We start from the raw sequence: 14700 nt of genomic DNA, 5'->3' as shown, positions 1-14700 counted from the left end.
CTTGAGTGGAGTTCAACGCAAGCAAGGCCAGACGGCGGACCTGACGTCTTTTCCCGGGAATAGCTATGCCGCGCCAGGTTCTAGTTCCTGGTAATGATGAAGTCGGCGATTGTCAGGTCGAGGCCAGGCGACATTGTCGCGATGTGGATCGCGGACCGTGTTCCGGTGCCATCGGGGTCGCAACTGAGCCAGCCATTGCTCTCGCATCGTAGAGAATGCGCTGTGATTCATCGGTGGCTGCTGCCCCGATATGAAATGCTTCAGAGGGCAGCGTGCCCTCCGTCAGGCTCATGAACGACCCACGCGCCAGGAATATAGTATCATCGGGCACCGAATAATCGGCAATCGTGTCGACATTGTTTGAAGCATCGGGCGCCAGGTTGAGGACGAATTTGTCATTGCCTGCGCCGCCGTTAAGATGGTCGTTGCCGGCACCGCCTTCCAGCGTGTCATCGCCATCACCGCCAATCAGCACGTCCTCCCCTGCGTCCCCTATTAGATAGTCGTCGCCGCCAGCAGCGTCGAGGCGGTCGTTACCGTCGTCGCCGAGCAATGCATCAGCGCCGTCTCCGCCAATCAAACTATCGTCTCCGCTTCCGCCATCGAGGAAATCGCCGCCGCCGAAGCCGACGATGCGGTCATTACCCTTTTCACCATAGATCTCGTCCGCCCTGGTGCTTCCTGAACTGTAGTCGTTGGCTCTGGTGCCGATGCGGAATATCGGTTTGGAGCCTGGTCCCCAGAAAACCAGCATTTCTGCGATGACCAGGAAGAGTCCGGCGGCTATTTGCGATATTACCCTGGCTTTTGCTCCCGCCATCTCGGCACAGCTCTCCTGCGATGCGCCGGATGCTTATCACGCACAGCTGTCTCGGAGATTAACCAACTGGGTCGCCGCCGATCCCGCCAGCCATCGCTCGACGATCGCGGCGTCCGGGTTGCCGATTTCGTGGCCTGATGGAACAATCCGGGCGTCGATCTCCGTGCCGTGCCGGCTGAGCAGCATCACCAGCGCCGGCGCGAAAGGCCCGTAGGTCTCGTCGGCGGCTCCGGCAATGATCAATGTCCGTGTTCCCGCAAGGTCCGTCGCCGGGACTTTGTCGAGCACAGGCATTGGCCTCAGCAGCGCGGCGCTCCGGACCATGCCGGGATGGAGCAGCATCAGGCTTGAAACCAGATTGGCGCCGTTCGAATAGCCAAGGAATGTCGCGTGATCGAGATCAAGCCCGTGGCGCGCGGCGGCTTCTCTTGCGAATGCCGCGAACGTGGCGGTTTCGACACGGATGCTTTCCTGGTCGAAGCGCGTCGGCGAGATTCGCTCGAACCAGCGAAAACCGTCCTCCTGGGGGATACGGCCACGCACCGCGACCAGTGCGGCATCTGGTGCCATGCGTCTCGCCAGCGCCACCATGCTTGTCTCGTCGACACCCGATCCATGCAGCAGGAACAGGCATTCACGGCCGCCTCCGCCGGCGCCGAGGAGACGATAGGGAAAGGCCAGGTCCAGCATCGGCGGACCATTTTCGACACTGGCGCCAATCATATCGCATCCTGTTGATTATATGAGGTTTCGCTCAATTTGCCGGCTTCAAAACGCAATATTTTCATGCTCCGCGAAAGTTGATTGAACCAGGCGCATTCCAGCCCGTTTCTGCGCCGATACACTCCCTGTGGGAGGAATCGAAGCGGTGCGTCGGGGGTCGCATTGCTGGACATGAACAACCAGCTTTGAGGCCTTTTGTCGATGACCACCCCTATTTCGCCAGATCGCGATTCGCGTATCCCAGATCGCGATTCGCGTATCCCAGATCGCAATTCGCGTATCTTGGAACGCGACACGCGTATCGATGTACTGCGCGCGCTGGCCCTGCTCACGATCTTCATCGACCATGTGCCGGGCACGGCTTTCGAGGCCCTGACCTACAAGAATTTCGGTTTTTCTGATGCGGCCGAAGCGTTCGTGCTGATTTCCGGCATCTCGGTCGCGCTCGCCTACGGCACGAAATTCCGGCCGGGAGGCCGGCTTCTGGCGACCTTGAAGATGTGGCGGCGGGCGGGCGTGCTCTACGTCGCCCATATCGTCACGACGATGGCGGTGATGGCCCTGTTCTGCGCCGTGGCGGTGTTTGCCAAGCGGCCGGAACTGCTGAAGCTCATCAATATCGAGCCGCTGATGAAGGACACGCCGCAAGTGCTGGTCGGCATCGTCACGCTTGGCCACCAGCTCGGCTACAACAACATCCTGCCGGTCTATGCCGCGCTGCTTTTGATGGCGCCGGCCTTCGTGCTGTTTGTCAGCTACAGGCCCGTCGCGGCCCTTCTCCTGTCCGGCATGCTGTGGCTCGTTGCTGGAATCTGGCAGATCGCGCCGCCCAATTATCCCGAGCCCGGTTTCTGGTTCCTCAATCCGCTGTCCTGGCAGTTCCTGTTCAACATCGGCCTTGCCGCCATGCTGCATGTCAGGCGCGGTGGTGTCATTCCGGTCAACCGCTGGCTGATCGGCGCGGCCGCCGCCTATGTGCTGGCGGCGCTGGTGTGGGTGCATAGCCCGCTCTGGGGACATATAACGTGGTTCAACCTGCCGGTGGTGATCGGCGGCTTCGACAAGACCTTCCTGTCGTTGCCGCGGCTGTTGCACATCCTGGCGGTCAGCTACCTCGTCGTCGCCCTGCCGACGCTGTCAAACCTGTTCCGCACCAGCCCCGATCATCCGCTGGCGATACTGGGCAAACGATCGCTGCCGGTCTTCATCGCGGGCACGGTGATCGCCATGGTCGCTCAGGTGATGAAGGTGATCAATCCGGGCGGGTTCGTCTATGACAGCCTGCTGATATCGGCCGGCATTGCCATGCAGTTCGCGCTCGCCTTCTATCTCGAATGGCTGTCGGCCATCGGCGGTTCGGGCAAGGCCCGCACGGCCCAAAAGGATCCCGCGCCGGTTCGTGCGCCTTTGGGCCTCTCTGCCATGGCAAGAGCCAATCGGTAGTCGTTTCGGGCGTGCGGCTCAACCGCGGGGTGGACCCGACGAGCCCCGCACGATCAGTTCGACCGGCAGTTGCTGCCGGCTGACCGGCGCGTCGCTCTCCAGGATCGCCCTGACGGCGAGGCGGCCCATCTCGGCAATCGGCTGGGCGATCGTGGTCAATGGCGGCTCGGACACCGCTGCTTCCGGAACACCGTCGAACCCGACGACGGAAACATCGTCAGGCACGTTGAGCCCGCGTGCGCTCAGCCATTCGAGCGCCACCAGGGCTATTCTGTCCGACATGGCCAGGATGGCGGTGGGCGGTGCGTCGGAGGCGAAGATGGTTTCGAGCCCTGCCTTCGTGCTCGCCACGTCGTTGGCGGTCTCGTAGACGGGTACTTTGGATGTATCGACGCCAACCCGCGAAAGTTCCCGGAGATAGCCGGTGAGGCGGTCGCGCGTCCCTGCATAAGTTGCCGCCCGGACCTGTTCGGCCGAAACAAGGCCTGTCCTGTTGTCGGCGAAGGGCAGGGCCAGAACGGCGAAGCGGCGATGTCCGAGATCAGTGAGATGGCGGGCCGCCATGCCGGCGCCGGCGATGTTGTCGACACCGATCGCGGCGACCGACCCGTCCTCGGAATCGAGGTCGAGCGCGACGAAGGGAAGCTTGCGCTCGCGTGCCAACTCCACCAGGCGCGAGCCACCTTCGATGCAAAAGACGATGAAGCCGTCGACCAGCGCGCTCTGGATGTTCCAGGCAAGCTGCTCGTTGTTGGCGGCCGACACCAGGGAAATGCCGGCTCCGGTCGCATCGCAAGCTTGCGAGATGCCCGCCATCATGACGCGCGCAAACGGATCGTCGAAGAAATAGGAGAGGGGCTCGGCGGTGGCCACGCCAATGGCGTTGACCTTTCCGGCCCGCAGCAGCCTCCCCTTTGGATCGGGCCCGCCATAACCCATGGCCTCGGCCGCGGCGCGAACTCGTTCGCGGACTTCCTCGCGCACGATCTCGGGGCGGCTGAATACATTGGACGCTGTGCCGTGCGAAACACCGGCGGCCTTGGCGATGTCGGCCAGCCGTACGGGACGTCGATTGCCTGCGATGAGTGACGCCATTTGTGCGTGCCTCCTGACATCCATGTAGCACGTTCCTCCGCCGCATCTAGCACTTTCGTTGGATCGATTCAAATTTTGCTTGACCGGCGATAGCCGGGGTCATATGCTTGAATCGATCCAAATGGCAGACTTGGCCTGCTTGTTTAACCGGAGGGGAGGAGCGCCATGCATCCCGTCAACTATCTGTTCGACCATTTATCGCAACGACTGGAATATCAGGACAGTCGCTAACAAAGCCAGGCGCCGTGGTGAAGCCGGTCCATGGGTTCGCGACCTTCGCTTCTTCGTGGCCCGCAAGCGGGGCTGATCAGCCATCTTTTCGCACCCGTGGTTTGGATCGATTCAAAGACAAGGAGGATGAGTCATGCACCCCATCAGACATCTGTTTGAGGACATCTATCGCAACTACTGGGGCATCGCGCCGGCCACGGAGCGACCGGAGGCGCGGCGCCGGACAAAACCAGCCGCGCGCAATCGCGAACTTTGGGTCCGCCCGGAACGCCGCCGGGATTGACCTGGAGCAATCATTTCAGGGTCGTGGGTGCGCTACGGCCGAAATCGCTATCGCAAGCCAGCCTGCAATGAGCAGGGTGCCGCCGATCGGCGCCGACATCGGAAACAGCCTTGAGCCCCAGAAATCGCGGGCGAGAAGATCACCCGCGAAGAGCAGCAGCCCGGCGAGCAGAACGAGGCTTGCGATGCGCAGCCAGCGGTTTGCTCCGATAAGGCCAATAGCGAGAAAGACCGGCGCATGCATCAGGAGGAATGACGCGGCCGTGCCGGTGAAGGCGCCGCCGCGATGCGCCGCAGCTGCCGAAAGCGCCACCCCCGCCGCGCCGACGAGACCGCCGGCAAGCACGAGGGGCCGGCTGCCGTTTGGATTGGCGAGGTTCATGGTCGGCGTGCTCCTTCTTTTGCAGGCCAGGCAAGCTCAGGGCTTGCCCGCTTCCAGCGCCATATGCCGCGTCCGCCGCGACTGGACGATCCAGTTGTAGGCGGCACCGAGCGCCATCAGCACCGACGTGCCAAGAAACACTGCCGGCATTCCGAAATGGCCGCCGACGAAACCGCCGGCCAGCGGCCCCGCGACCTGCCCGACATACTGTGCCGAGATCGCAAGGCCAAGCACGTTGCCGCCGACGCCGTCGGGGATGTTGTGCCTGATGACACTGGTGATGCAGGGCAGGAGGCCGCCCAGCGCCAGGCCCATCAGGAAACGCAGGCCGATAAGCTGCCAGCTGTTGGTGACAAAAGCCTGCGGGATGAGCAACAGCGCCGAGACAGCCAGCGCTCCCACGACAACGTTCCAGTGCCCGATCCGGTCTGCGAGCTTGCCGAGCCAGGACGCCGACAAGATGGTGCCGAGGGCGGCCGCCGACATTACCACGCCGGCGACGAGCGTCACCCGGTTCTGGTCCTCGATGAGCTGCTGCACATAGACGGTGATGATCGGCTCGATCGACATCGTGGCGAAGGCGAGCAGCATGCCGGTGGTCAGCATGGCCACGACCGGGCGCTTGTCCGGGATCTGCGACCAGCCGCTTTTCGGTTTTGTCGCCGACGCGGCTTTGGCAGCCCTCGGGCTCGGGCGCGGACTCTCCTTGATGAGGAAGGTCGTCGCCAGGAGGGCGAGGAAGATCACCCCGCCCGACAAGAGGAAGGTGGCGCGAATCCCGATCACCGGCGGCAGCACGCCGCCGAGCAGCGGGCCGACCAGCGAGCCCGCCGTGATGCCCGCCGACAGGACGCCAAGCGCCCAGCCGGAGCGCTCCTTCGGCGTCTGCATGGCCACCAATATGGTTGAACCCGAGGAATAGCCGCCGGCGAAGCCGATCAGCAGGCGCAGCAGCACCAACTGCCAGACCGTCTCGACCATGCCCGTCAGCGACATGCAGATCGCCATGCCGAAGGAGGCGCGCACCAGCATCACCTTGCGGCCGTAGCGGTCGCCCAGGCGTCCCCACAACGGCGCGACCATCGCCGCGGCGAAGAAGGTGGCGCCATAGGCGATGCCGGACCATTGTACGATGGCGGCATGACCCTGTGCGCCGAGCTGTTCGACGTAGAGCGGCAAGAAGGGCAGGAGCAGGGTCATGGCGATGAGTGTGCTGAACGACCCCGCGAAACAGACGGCGAGATTGCGCCGCCAATGGATGTTGTAGCCGCTTTGCCGCGTGTCTTTCTGCGTCATGTCCTGCCTGCCCGGTATCAGTGCTTGTTGCGGATACCATTTTGGGATACCAATCTGGTATCCGTCATGAACTTCAAGCCGGTCGCTGTCAATGCGGCTTCGGAAAGGGTGCGCGATGTCGCAGATGCAGAATGTCGAACGGCAGCTTCGCGAGATGATCCTGGCGCTCGAGATCGGGCCGGGAGAGCGGCTGACCGAACGCTGGATCGAAGGCCGTTTCGGCGCCTCGCGCACGCCGGTCAGGGCGGCACTTCTGCGGCTGGAGACCGAGGGGCTGGTCGGCAGGGACGGGCGCGGCTGGACGGTCTCGCCAATCAACCTGGCCGAGCTCGAGCAGATTGCGGTCTATCGCGAGGCGGTCGAGGTCGCGGCGCTGCGGCTGACATGCGGGCAAGCGGACAAGAGCGCCATCGATGTCATCGAGGCGATGCTCGATTCCTGCGACGAAAACACCCCGCGCGAGGAATGGCATCGTATCGGCATGGATTTTCACATCGAACTGGCGCGGCTCTCCGGCAACGAATTCCTGTTCCGGGCGGTTCGTGACGCCATGACGCGCCTGTCGCGCGCCCGCTGGCTGGAAGTGCGTGACGAAACGGCCCTTGGCCGTGCCTGGCTCGAGCATCGCGCCATCCTAGCCGCTACACGCCTTGCTCAGGCCGATGAAGCCGCGCGGCTCCTGTCGGCCCACATCGTCGGCAGCCGCGACCGGCTGGTGACGTCGCTTGCCAACGACCGACGTGGCCTTCGCGCGAGGGGATTTGCCGTCGTCGCCGCTTAGTACGGCCTATGCGCGGCAGCCCGCTCGCCGGAAAACGGGCGGCATCCGACGCGAAGCGCACTTTCAGCCTCGCTTCATGCAAGCCGATGGCGTAAGAGCGGCGATGGAAAACAATCGCTTTGAAACACCCGTGACCGTCAAATCCGTCACGGCGGGAAGCACTCAGCTCTTGCGTTCGGCAAGGGAGGCTTCCGATTACCTCCTCAACAGTTGGCCGGGCAAGCGCAGCGCCAAGCATCGTGCGGCGCTGCAGGCCTGCCACGACGCACTCGCCGGCGACAAGCCGGCGATGAATGCCCGACGCGCTTTCATCGCCGCGGCGCGGGAGGTGGATGTTTTCATCAGCGACAAGGCGCCAGCCTGACATAGGCTGATACCGACAATTCGGATTGAGGCACGGCCCGCATTCGCGGGCCGCATGCCGTTATTCCTCGGTTTCGTTCTCCGTCTCGGTCTCAGGCTTCGAACGCTCGCGCGCGGCAACCTTGGCCGCCAGTTTTTCAGCCTTCTTGGCCGCCTTCTGGCGGTCGCGCTCCTTGCGTTCCTGATCGTAGTTTGGTGCTCGCGCCATATCGGCTCCTTTTGTCACTGCCTTGCGGCCCTGGACCTGCCTAGGAGCATTAGCCGTCAAACACAACAGCCGAAGCGACAATGCGTGGACGCTGGTGTCGAAGAGATGCGGGGCTTGCCAGATGGGCGCCACAATGATGTAGGAAACCCGGGGCGCCAATGAATTGAGAGCTGCCTGTTTGTTTTGATCAAGTGACCGATGGCCACAATTTCGCGGACCGCAGCAAAAGTTTTTTATTATGCGCGAAACGTCGCGCGCGACGTGGCTCCGCAAGCGCTGTTTCGCGCCAGGCTGGCCGGCCGTCTCGAAAGGGCCCGGCTTTCCGGTGGGGCGGCGCGCCAGCGGTTGAATTACTACAACAAGCTGCAGGAAGGTTTCGCGCCAAGCGCCAATGCCAAGCGCATCAGCAAGCTGCCCTTCACGCCGACCATGTACTATTATGACCTGAAGGAATTCGCCCGCTACTTCGATCCGGATTTGCTCATCGACCTGGAATACGGCGACGTCAGGCGTGTGCCGAAGGTGCCGACGATCGTCAAGGATCGGCCGATTCGTGACGACGACAAGAATGCGATCATCATGAAGCTGGACAAGTTTCGCCACTTCCACATGCCGGCTGACGCCATCTCGTTCGCCGACAAGCTGCCGGCCGTGGTCTGGCGCGGCGATCTCAACAATCCGATCAGGACAAGATTCCTGAAAGCGGTGCGCGACCTGCCGTTCTGTGATGTCGGTTCGCACAAGCCGAACGCGCCTGCGGAATACGCCAAGCCTTTTCTCAGCATCAGCCAGCACCAGCGCTATCGCTACATCGTCTCGCTCGAGGGTAATGATGTGGCGACCAACCTCAAATGGATCATGAACTCGAAGTCGCTTTGCCTGATGCCGCCGCCAACCTACGAGACATGGTTTGCCGAACGACAGCTCGAAGCCAATGTCCACTATGTGCCGCTAGAGGCAGACTTCTCCAATCTTGCCGAAAACGTCGCCTATTTCGAGCGGCACCCGGCCAAGGCAGAGCGCATCATCGCCGCCGCGAACGCCTATTGCCGGACATTCGACGAGGAGCGGACCGAACAGGCGATCTCCCTGCTGGTACTCTACAAATACTTCGTGCTCTCTGGCCAGATCAAACCTGATGCCGAGGTGTGGCGCTACATAACGGGCTAATGCATGTCGCCCGGAAGTGTCCTCGGTTCCGGGATAACGACATGCATAAAATCAGAAGCTTACAGCAGGTCGGGCGAATCCTATTCGCCGCGACATGCTGTAGTTGCCGCGGCATCCCCGGCGCGTCTCGTCGAGGCCGGCCATCACGTGTCCGGGCACTGCCGGAATGCGTGCACTAACGATGCGCAACGCTGCGGGAATCATCCCGGCTGTTGTCTGTTTAGTGGCGCTTGTTTTAGACTACGAGAGCGATGGCCACCATACAACGGACGACGGCAAGGGTCTTCTACTACGCGCGAAACGTCATGCGCGATATCGCACCCCAGGCGATCTTCGACGACGGTTGGCGGGCCGCCTGGAACAGGCCAGGCTCTCGAATGAAGCCGTGCGCCGACGGCTGAATCACTACAACAAGCTGCAGAACGATTTTACGCCAAGCCCGGATGCCGTGCGCATCGACAAGATGCCTTTTGAACCGAGCATGTATTATTACGACCTGAAGGAATTTGCCCGCTATTTCGATCCGTCATTGCTCATCGACCTGAAGTTCGGCGACGTCAAAGGCGTGCCCAAGCTGCCGACGCTCGTCAAGGATCGGCCGATCAGCGTCGACAACGGCAACGCTGTCGTTATGAAGTTCAACAAGTTTCGCCACTTCCACATGCCCGTCGACACCGTCGCCTTCGCCGACAAACGCCCGGTCGTGGTCTGGCGCGGCGACCTCAACAAATCCGATCAGGACACGGTTCCTGGATGTCGCGCGCGGCTTGCCGTTCTGCGACGTCGGTTCGCACAAGCGCAGTGCACCGGCTGAGTACAGCAAGCCTTTCCTCAGCATCAGCCAGCATCTGCGCTATCGCTACATCGTCTCGTTGGAGGGCAATGACGTGGCGACCAACCTCAAATGGATCATGAATTCCAACTCGCTCTGTCTGATGCCGCCGCCGACCTACGAAACATGGTTTGGCGAGAGCCAGCTCGAGGCCGGTGTCCACTATGCGCCGCTCGACCCGGACTTCTCCGATCTCCGTGAAAAGATAGATTATTTCGAGCAGCATCCGGCCGCGGCGGAGCGCATCATCGCCGCGGCCAATGCCTATTGCCGCAAATTTTCCAATGAACGGGACGAGCAGGCGATCTCCCTGCTCGTCCTCTACAAATATTTCGTGCTCAGCGGCCAGATCGAACCCGATCCCGAGCTCTGGCGGTTCATCGGGACCTAGCTCTTGTGCTCGGCCCGACGCCGCTGATCAGATGTCGCTGCGGTCGAGAACCATGTCGGCGGGGCCGAAGCGATCCTTCGCCGTCAGTTGCTGGTGCCAGTAGGGGTAGAGCAGGGGCGGTCGGCTAACGGCGTCGAGGCGCTGGCGTTCCTCGGTGCCGAGCTCCAGGGCGGCGGCCGCGAGATTGTCCTTCAGCTGGACGTCGTTGCGGGCGCCGATCACCAGCGACGAGACGGCAGGGCGGCCGAGCAGCCAGGCAAGCGCCACCTGCGCCGCCGACACACCACGATCCTTGCCGATGTCGACCAGCAGATCGACGATCCGCCACAGCCGGTCCTCGTCGCGGATCGGCGGCTCGGACCAGCCGGCGAGCTGGCGGGCGGTCGGGCTGTCGCGGCGGTATTTGCCCGACAGCAGGCCGCCGGCGAGCGGGCTCCAGACCAGCACGCCCAGCCCCTGGTCGACCGAGATCGGCAGCAGCTCGTACTCGGCTTCGCGCGCTTCCAGCGTGTAGTGGATCTGCTGGGTGACGAAGCGTTGCTGGTGGCGGCTGTCGCTGATGGAAAGCGCCTTCATCACCTGCCAGCCGGAATAGTTGGAGCAGCCGATGTAGCGCACCTTGCCCTGGCTGACCAAAGTGTCGAGCGCGGCAACGGTTTCCTCGAGCGGGGTGAGGCCGTCCCACTGGTGGACGAAATAGATGTCGATGACATCGGTCTTCAACCGCTTCAGGCTTCTCTCGCATTCGCGGATAAGATGGTGGCGCGACAGGCCTTCGTCGTTCGGGCCCTTGCCGATCCGCATCCGCGCCTTGGACGCGATCAGCACATCGTTCTTGCGCTTGCCGCCGAGCGCTTCGCCTATGATCTCTTCAGACAGGCCGTTCGAATAGACGTTGGCGGTATCGATGAGATTGATGCCGGCGTCAATGCACATATCGATCATCCGCTTGGCTTCGGCGAGATCGCTGTTGCCGACCGCGGCGAAGGGCCCGGAGCCGCCGAAGGTCATGGTGCCAAGCGTCAGTGTCGAAACCTTCAGGCCCGAACGGCCAAGGGTGCGGTATTCCATGTCAGATCCTCACGATTTTGTTGAAGAGGCGTGCCGCCAAGGGGCAGGCCTGGAACGCGACCGCGGATTTGTAGGACAATTCGGTCGGCTTGTCGCCGTAGAATGACATTGGATCGATCACACATCGCCGAATCCGCCGTGGCAGCAATCGCGCCCGGGCTGCAATAAAACCGTCACCGCCGGCCTATATTGAAGTCGGCTCAGGTGTTTCCATTCTTGGCCGCTGGCCAGAAATTGGGGCGCCAGTGGTAACCGACAGGGCTTGCAAGCGGAGCAGCTGATATGACCGAGCTAAAAAAGAATTCCCCTGCCAAGGACTGGCTCGAAGCCGAGCTCGCCGACACGCTTGACGAAGATTATGAGCTCGAAATGTCGGAGCCGGCGCTATCGATGGAGATCGCCAAGATCTACAAGAACTCGCATCCGCCTTCGATCGATCGCATGCAATATTTTCGCGACCTGATCAGCTTGCAGTCCGAATTGATCAAGCTGCAATCCTGGGTCGCCTATCACAAGAAGAAACTGGTGGTGATTTTCGAGGGCCGTGACTCCGCCGGCAAGGGCGGCGTCATCAAGCGCATCACCCAGCGGCTCAACCCCCGCATCTGCCGCGTCGTGGCGCTTCCGGCGCCGACTGAACGCGAGAAGTCGCAATGGTATTTCCAGCGCTATGTCCCGCATTTGCCGGCAGGCGGCGAGATCGTGTTGCTCGACCGCTCCTGGTACAACCGCTCCGGCGTCGAACGGGTAATGGGTTTTGCCAACCCCGAGCAGGTGGAGGAGTTCTTCCATGACGTGCCGGAGTTCGAGCGCATGCTGGTGCGCTCGGGCATCACCGTGGTCAAATACTGGTTCTCGATCACCGACGAAGAACAGCAGATGCGCTTCCTGATGCGCATCCATGATCCGATGAAGCAGTGGAAGCTGTCGCCGATGGACCTGCAGTCACGTGTGCGCTGGGAACAGTACACCAAGGCCAAGGAGGAGACTTTCGCCCGCACCAACATCCCCGAAGCGCCCTGGTTCATCGTCGAGGGCAACGACAAGAAGCGCGCGCGCCTGAACTGCATCGATCATCTGCTGAAGCAGCTGCCGTACGAAGACGTGCCGCACGAGGAGATCACGCTGCCGGAGCGCGTCTTCAACCCCGAATACGAACGCCAGGTCCTGCCGCGCGAACTTTACGTGCCGGAGAAATATTGAGAAACCTTTCCTTCTCCCCGTTTCACGGGGAGAAGGTGCCCGAAGGGCGGATGAGAGGGGCGCAGGGCTAACTGGTTAGACCGCCGTTCGCAGGACCACGCCAGCATCATCTTCGTTCGGCAGCACCGCCCCTCATTGTCCTGCCGGACCTTTCTCCTGGTATAGTGACGGGGAGAAAGGAGCTGCGCCAAAAGGGCTCGGCCTAAGTCCTGTTGATGACCACGTGTGTGGCAAGTGCCGTTGCCGCCTGTTCGGTGCACTGATAACCAAGGTTGGGCATGTCGAGGCCGGCAAAAAGGTTTTCGCCCTTGCCCAGCAGCACCGGTGAGATTGCCAGGTGCATCTCGTCGATCAGCCGCTCCTGGAGATATTGCCGGATGGTGGAGACGCCGCCGCCGACCCGCACGTCCTTGCCGCTGGCCGCTGATTTTGCCTGCTCTAGCGCCGAATGGATCCCGCCGGTGACGAAATGGAAAATCGTTCCGCCTTCCATCGTGATGGGCGCCCGCTCGTGGTGGGTCAGCACGAACACCGGCACATGATAGGGCGGATTGTCGCCCCACCAGCCCTTCCACTTGTCGTCAGGCCATTCACCCCGGATCGGGCCGAACATATTGCGGCCGAGGATCCAGGCGCCGAGGTTCTCGAAGCTGCGCGCCGCAAAGTCCTCGTCGACGCCTGTCTCGCCGCCTTCCTCGCCAAACATCTTGCGGAAGGTGCGGGTGCTGAAAGCCCATTTATGCAGGGCCATTCCGCCGACGCCGAGCGGATTTTCCAGACTCTGATCAGGCCCGGCGCCGTAGCCGTCGAGGGACAGGCTGAAAGCATTGACGCGAAGCTTGGACATGAAGACCTCCTCGGAAACCAGTTGTATTTTGCAAGTGGTTTTCTTCTAGCAAACTGATTGTGAATTGCAAGCGGTATTTTTCGGATCGAAAGACATCTATCCAGACCTTTGCACCAAGCGATGTCCAGACTGTTGTGTAGCGGTCGGCACGGACGGCCAGTGGCGGCCGTCGAGTCAGCCGCGATATCAACTCATTCGCCTGTAAATTTCATGAAACGGATGTGGTGCCCGCATTGACGAGGCCCGACCCCGACAGGGAACCGGGTCATGGAGGCGTTAGCCATACCTCTTGGCCGAGGTGCGGGCTGCCGGCCGCCTCCGGCCGCGCGGTTATTTTAGCTGCAGCTGCCGGTTTTTATCAGCGGGAATTCGAAGGAACCGCCGACCGCTCGAAAGAGTGGTGACATCTACTGAAAGGCCTTGCCCGGGACCTTGAGACTACCCTTTCAGCATTTCCGCCACTTCGGGAGCGAAATAGGTCAGGATGCCGTCGCAGCCGGCACGCTTGAAGGCGAGCAGCGATTCCAGCATCGCCTTCTCGCCGTCGATCCAGCCATTAGCGCCGGCCGCCTTGATCATCGAATATTCGCCCGACACCTGATAGGCGAAGGTCGGCATCTGGAATTCGTCCTTCAGCCGGCGGATGATGTCGAGATAGGGCAGGCCGGGCTTCACCATCAGCATGTCGGCGCCCTCGGCGATGTCCTGTTCGGCCTCGCGCACCGCCTCGTCCGAATTGGCGTGGTCGATATAATAGGTCTTCTTGTCGCCCTTGAGCAGGCCGGCGGTGCCGACTGCTTCGCGATAGGGGCCGTAGAAGGCCGAGGCGAATTTGGTGGCGTAGGACATGATCGCCACGTCCTGAAAACCGTTGGCGTCGAGCGCGTCGCGGATGGCACCGACACGGCCGTCCATCATGTCTGATGGCGCGATGATGTCGGCGCCGGCAGCCGCCTGGATGACGGCCGCCGCCGCGACCTGTTCCACGGTTTCGTCATTGACGATGATGCCGTCGCGCAGAATGCCGTCATGGCCATGGCTGGTGAACGGATCGAGCGCCGCGTCTGTGATGATGCCGATCTCGGGCACCGCCTCCTTTATCGCGCGGGTGGCGCGGTTGATGATGTTTTCCGGGTCGAGGATGTGCGAGCCGGTCTGGTCGCGCAGGCCGAGATCGATATTGGGGAAGGTGGCAAGAGCCGGGATGCCGAGCTTGGCCGCGCGTTCGGCCTCCTTGACGGCAAGGTCGACCGACAGGCGGAAGACGCCGGGCATGGCAGCGATCGGTTCGCGGACATTCCTACCCTCGACGACGAAGATTGGCCAGATCAGGTCGTCGACCGAAAGCCTGTTCTCCTGCACGAGCCGGCGCGACCAGTCGGCCTTGCGCATGCGGCGCAGGCGGCGGCTGCCGGTGACGTCGTCGACGCTGCGCGCGCCGGCAGGTTTTGCTGGGGTGAATTTGTTCATGGCCAAAACTCCGGATCGGCGGCTTTTAGCACGAGCCCTTGGTGCTGACCAATGCGACACGTTTGTGCCAGGGGTCAAAGCTGCCACGGCGC

At 62.0% G+C, this 14700-nt stretch carries 15 protein-coding genes and 1 pseudogene; 7 read left to right on the top strand and 9 right to left on the bottom strand.

Annotated features, from left to right (window positions below):
- Positions 1–112: 112 nt before the first annotated feature.
- Complete coding sequence (locus tag FJ434_RS03150; RefSeq protein WP_140749467.1) at positions 113–820, bottom strand: calcium-binding protein; 708 nt, start codon at positions 818–820, stop codon at positions 113–115.
- Between the two features lie 36 nt (positions 821–856).
- Positions 857–1543, bottom strand: a complete 687-nt coding sequence (locus FJ434_RS03145) for an alpha/beta hydrolase (protein ID WP_140749470.1) — start codon at positions 1541–1543, stop codon at positions 857–859.
- A 201-nt stretch (positions 1544–1744) separates the two neighbouring features.
- On the opposite strand from FJ434_RS03145, the gene FJ434_RS03140 reads away from it, so the two are divergent.
- Entirely contained in the window at positions 1745–2986 is a 1242-nt protein-coding gene (locus tag FJ434_RS03140; RefSeq protein ID WP_140749473.1) for an OpgC family protein, read from the top strand.
- 18 nt (positions 2987–3004) lie between these two features.
- Here FJ434_RS03140 and FJ434_RS03135 read toward each other — a convergent pair whose 3' ends face one another.
- Complete coding sequence (locus FJ434_RS03135) at positions 3005–4081, bottom strand: substrate-binding domain-containing protein (protein WP_140749476.1); 1077 nt, start codon at positions 4079–4081, stop codon at positions 3005–3007.
- 364 nt (positions 4082–4445) lie between these two features.
- Between FJ434_RS03135 and FJ434_RS29655 the strand changes: the two genes are divergently transcribed.
- Positions 4446–4595: a hypothetical protein gene (locus tag FJ434_RS29655; protein ID WP_181165977.1), complete on the top strand. Its 150-nt coding sequence runs from the start codon at positions 4446–4448 to the stop codon at positions 4593–4595.
- Between the two features lie 15 nt (positions 4596–4610).
- On the opposite strand, the gene FJ434_RS03130 is transcribed toward FJ434_RS29655, so the two are convergent.
- Positions 4611–4976: a DUF423 domain-containing protein gene (locus tag FJ434_RS03130; RefSeq protein ID WP_140749479.1), complete on the bottom strand. Its 366-nt coding sequence runs from the start codon at positions 4974–4976 to the stop codon at positions 4611–4613.
- 36 nt (positions 4977–5012) lie between these two features.
- Positions 5013–6272, bottom strand: coding sequence for a multidrug efflux MFS transporter (locus tag FJ434_RS03125; protein WP_140749482.1), 1260 nt, complete (start codon positions 6270–6272; stop codon positions 5013–5015).
- Between the two features lie 115 nt (positions 6273–6387).
- Here FJ434_RS03125 and FJ434_RS03120 point away from each other — a divergent pair, with 115 nt between their 5' ends.
- Positions 6388–7053 carry a GntR family transcriptional regulator gene (locus tag FJ434_RS03120; RefSeq protein ID WP_140749484.1) on the top strand — a complete coding sequence of 222 codons (666 nt, stop codon included), beginning with the start codon at positions 6388–6390 and terminating at the stop codon, positions 7051–7053.
- 103 nt (positions 7054–7156) lie between these two features.
- Entirely contained in the window at positions 7157–7417 is a 261-nt protein-coding gene (locus FJ434_RS30560) for a DUF982 domain-containing protein (RefSeq protein WP_027146689.1), read from the top strand.
- Between the two features lie 60 nt (positions 7418–7477).
- Here the strand turns inward: FJ434_RS30560 and FJ434_RS03110 are convergent, their stop codons facing one another.
- Positions 7478–7624, bottom strand: coding sequence for a hypothetical protein (locus FJ434_RS03110; RefSeq protein WP_140506538.1), 147 nt, complete (start codon positions 7622–7624; stop codon positions 7478–7480).
- A gap of 198 nt (positions 7625–7822) precedes the next feature.
- On the opposite strand from FJ434_RS03110, the gene FJ434_RS03105 reads away from it, so the two are divergent.
- Positions 7823–8794 (top strand): glycosyl transferase family 90, encoded by a 972-nt coding sequence (locus FJ434_RS03105; protein ID WP_140749487.1) that lies wholly within the window; start codon positions 7823–7825, stop codon positions 8792–8794.
- 251 nt (positions 8795–9045) lie between these two features.
- Positions 9046–10017 (top strand): annotated as a pseudogene (locus tag FJ434_RS03100) (glycosyl transferase family 90).
- A gap of 27 nt (positions 10018–10044) precedes the next feature.
- Here the strand turns inward: FJ434_RS03100 and FJ434_RS03095 are convergent.
- Entirely contained in the window at positions 10045–11088 is a 1044-nt protein-coding gene (locus tag FJ434_RS03095; RefSeq protein ID WP_140749490.1) for an aldo/keto reductase, read from the bottom strand.
- 282 nt (positions 11089–11370) lie between these two features.
- Between FJ434_RS03095 and ppk2 the strand changes: the two genes are divergently transcribed.
- A complete protein-coding gene (ppk2, locus tag FJ434_RS03090; RefSeq protein WP_140506533.1) occupies positions 11371–12291 on the top strand; it encodes a polyphosphate kinase 2 in 921 nt (306 codons plus the stop codon).
- 202 nt (positions 12292–12493) lie between these two features.
- Here the strand turns inward: ppk2 and FJ434_RS03085 are convergent, their stop codons facing one another.
- Both FJ434_RS03085 and hemB read right to left on the bottom strand, forming a co-directional pair.
- On the bottom strand, positions 12494–13138 hold the full coding sequence (locus tag FJ434_RS03085; RefSeq protein WP_140749493.1) for a dihydrofolate reductase family protein: 645 nt from the start codon (positions 13136–13138) through the stop codon (positions 12494–12496).
- A 438-nt stretch (positions 13139–13576) separates the two neighbouring features.
- The gene (gene hemB / locus FJ434_RS03080; protein ID WP_140749496.1) at positions 13577–14608 is read right to left on the bottom strand and encodes a porphobilinogen synthase; all 1032 of its coding nucleotides are present in this window, start codon (positions 14606–14608) and stop codon (positions 13577–13579) included.
- Positions 14609–14700 lie beyond the last annotated feature (92 nt).

Source organism: Mesorhizobium sp. B2-5-13, assembly GCF_006440535.1.
Lineage (GTDB): Bacteria > Pseudomonadota > Alphaproteobacteria > Rhizobiales > Rhizobiaceae > Mesorhizobium > Mesorhizobium salmacidum.
This window is presented reverse-complemented; position numbering and strand designations above follow the sequence as displayed.

Coding starts and splice junctions, on each gene's coding strand:
- FJ434_RS03150 (WP_140749467.1), bottom strand. CDS start 820: ATGGCGGGAGCAAAAGCCAGGGTAATATCGCAAATAGCCGCCGGACTC.
- FJ434_RS03145 (WP_140749470.1), bottom strand. CDS start 1,543: ATGATTGGCGCCAGTGTCGAAAATGGTCCGCCGATGCTGGACCTGGCC.
- FJ434_RS03140 (WP_140749473.1), top strand. CDS start 1,745: ATGACCACCCCTATTTCGCCAGATCGCGATTCGCGTATCCCAGATCGC.
- FJ434_RS03135 (WP_140749476.1), bottom strand. CDS start 4,081: ATGGCGTCACTCATCGCAGGCAATCGACGTCCCGTACGGCTGGCCGAC.
- FJ434_RS29655 (WP_181165977.1), top strand. CDS start 4,446: ATGCACCCCATCAGACATCTGTTTGAGGACATCTATCGCAACTACTGG.
- FJ434_RS03130 (WP_140749479.1), bottom strand. CDS start 4,976: ATGAACCTCGCCAATCCAAACGGCAGCCGGCCCCTCGTGCTTGCCGGC.
- FJ434_RS03125 (WP_140749482.1), bottom strand. CDS start 6,272: ATGACGCAGAAAGACACGCGGCAAAGCGGCTACAACATCCATTGGCGG.
- FJ434_RS03120 (WP_140749484.1), top strand. CDS start 6,388: ATGTCGCAGATGCAGAATGTCGAACGGCAGCTTCGCGAGATGATCCTG.
- FJ434_RS30560 (WP_027146689.1), top strand. CDS start 7,157: ATGGAAAACAATCGCTTTGAAACACCCGTGACCGTCAAATCCGTCACG.
- FJ434_RS03110 (WP_140506538.1), bottom strand. CDS start 7,624: ATGGCGCGAGCACCAAACTACGATCAGGAACGCAAGGAGCGCGACCGC.
- FJ434_RS03105 (WP_140749487.1), top strand. CDS start 7,823: ATGGCCACAATTTCGCGGACCGCAGCAAAAGTTTTTTATTATGCGCGA.
- FJ434_RS03095 (WP_140749490.1), bottom strand. CDS start 11,088: ATGGAATACCGCACCCTTGGCCGTTCGGGCCTGAAGGTTTCGACACTG.
- ppk2 (WP_140506533.1), top strand. CDS start 11,371: ATGACCGAGCTAAAAAAGAATTCCCCTGCCAAGGACTGGCTCGAAGCC.
- FJ434_RS03085 (WP_140749493.1), bottom strand. CDS start 13,138: ATGTCCAAGCTTCGCGTCAATGCTTTCAGCCTGTCCCTCGACGGCTAC.
- hemB (WP_140749496.1), bottom strand. CDS start 14,608: ATGAACAAATTCACCCCAGCAAAACCTGCCGGCGCGCGCAGCGTCGAC.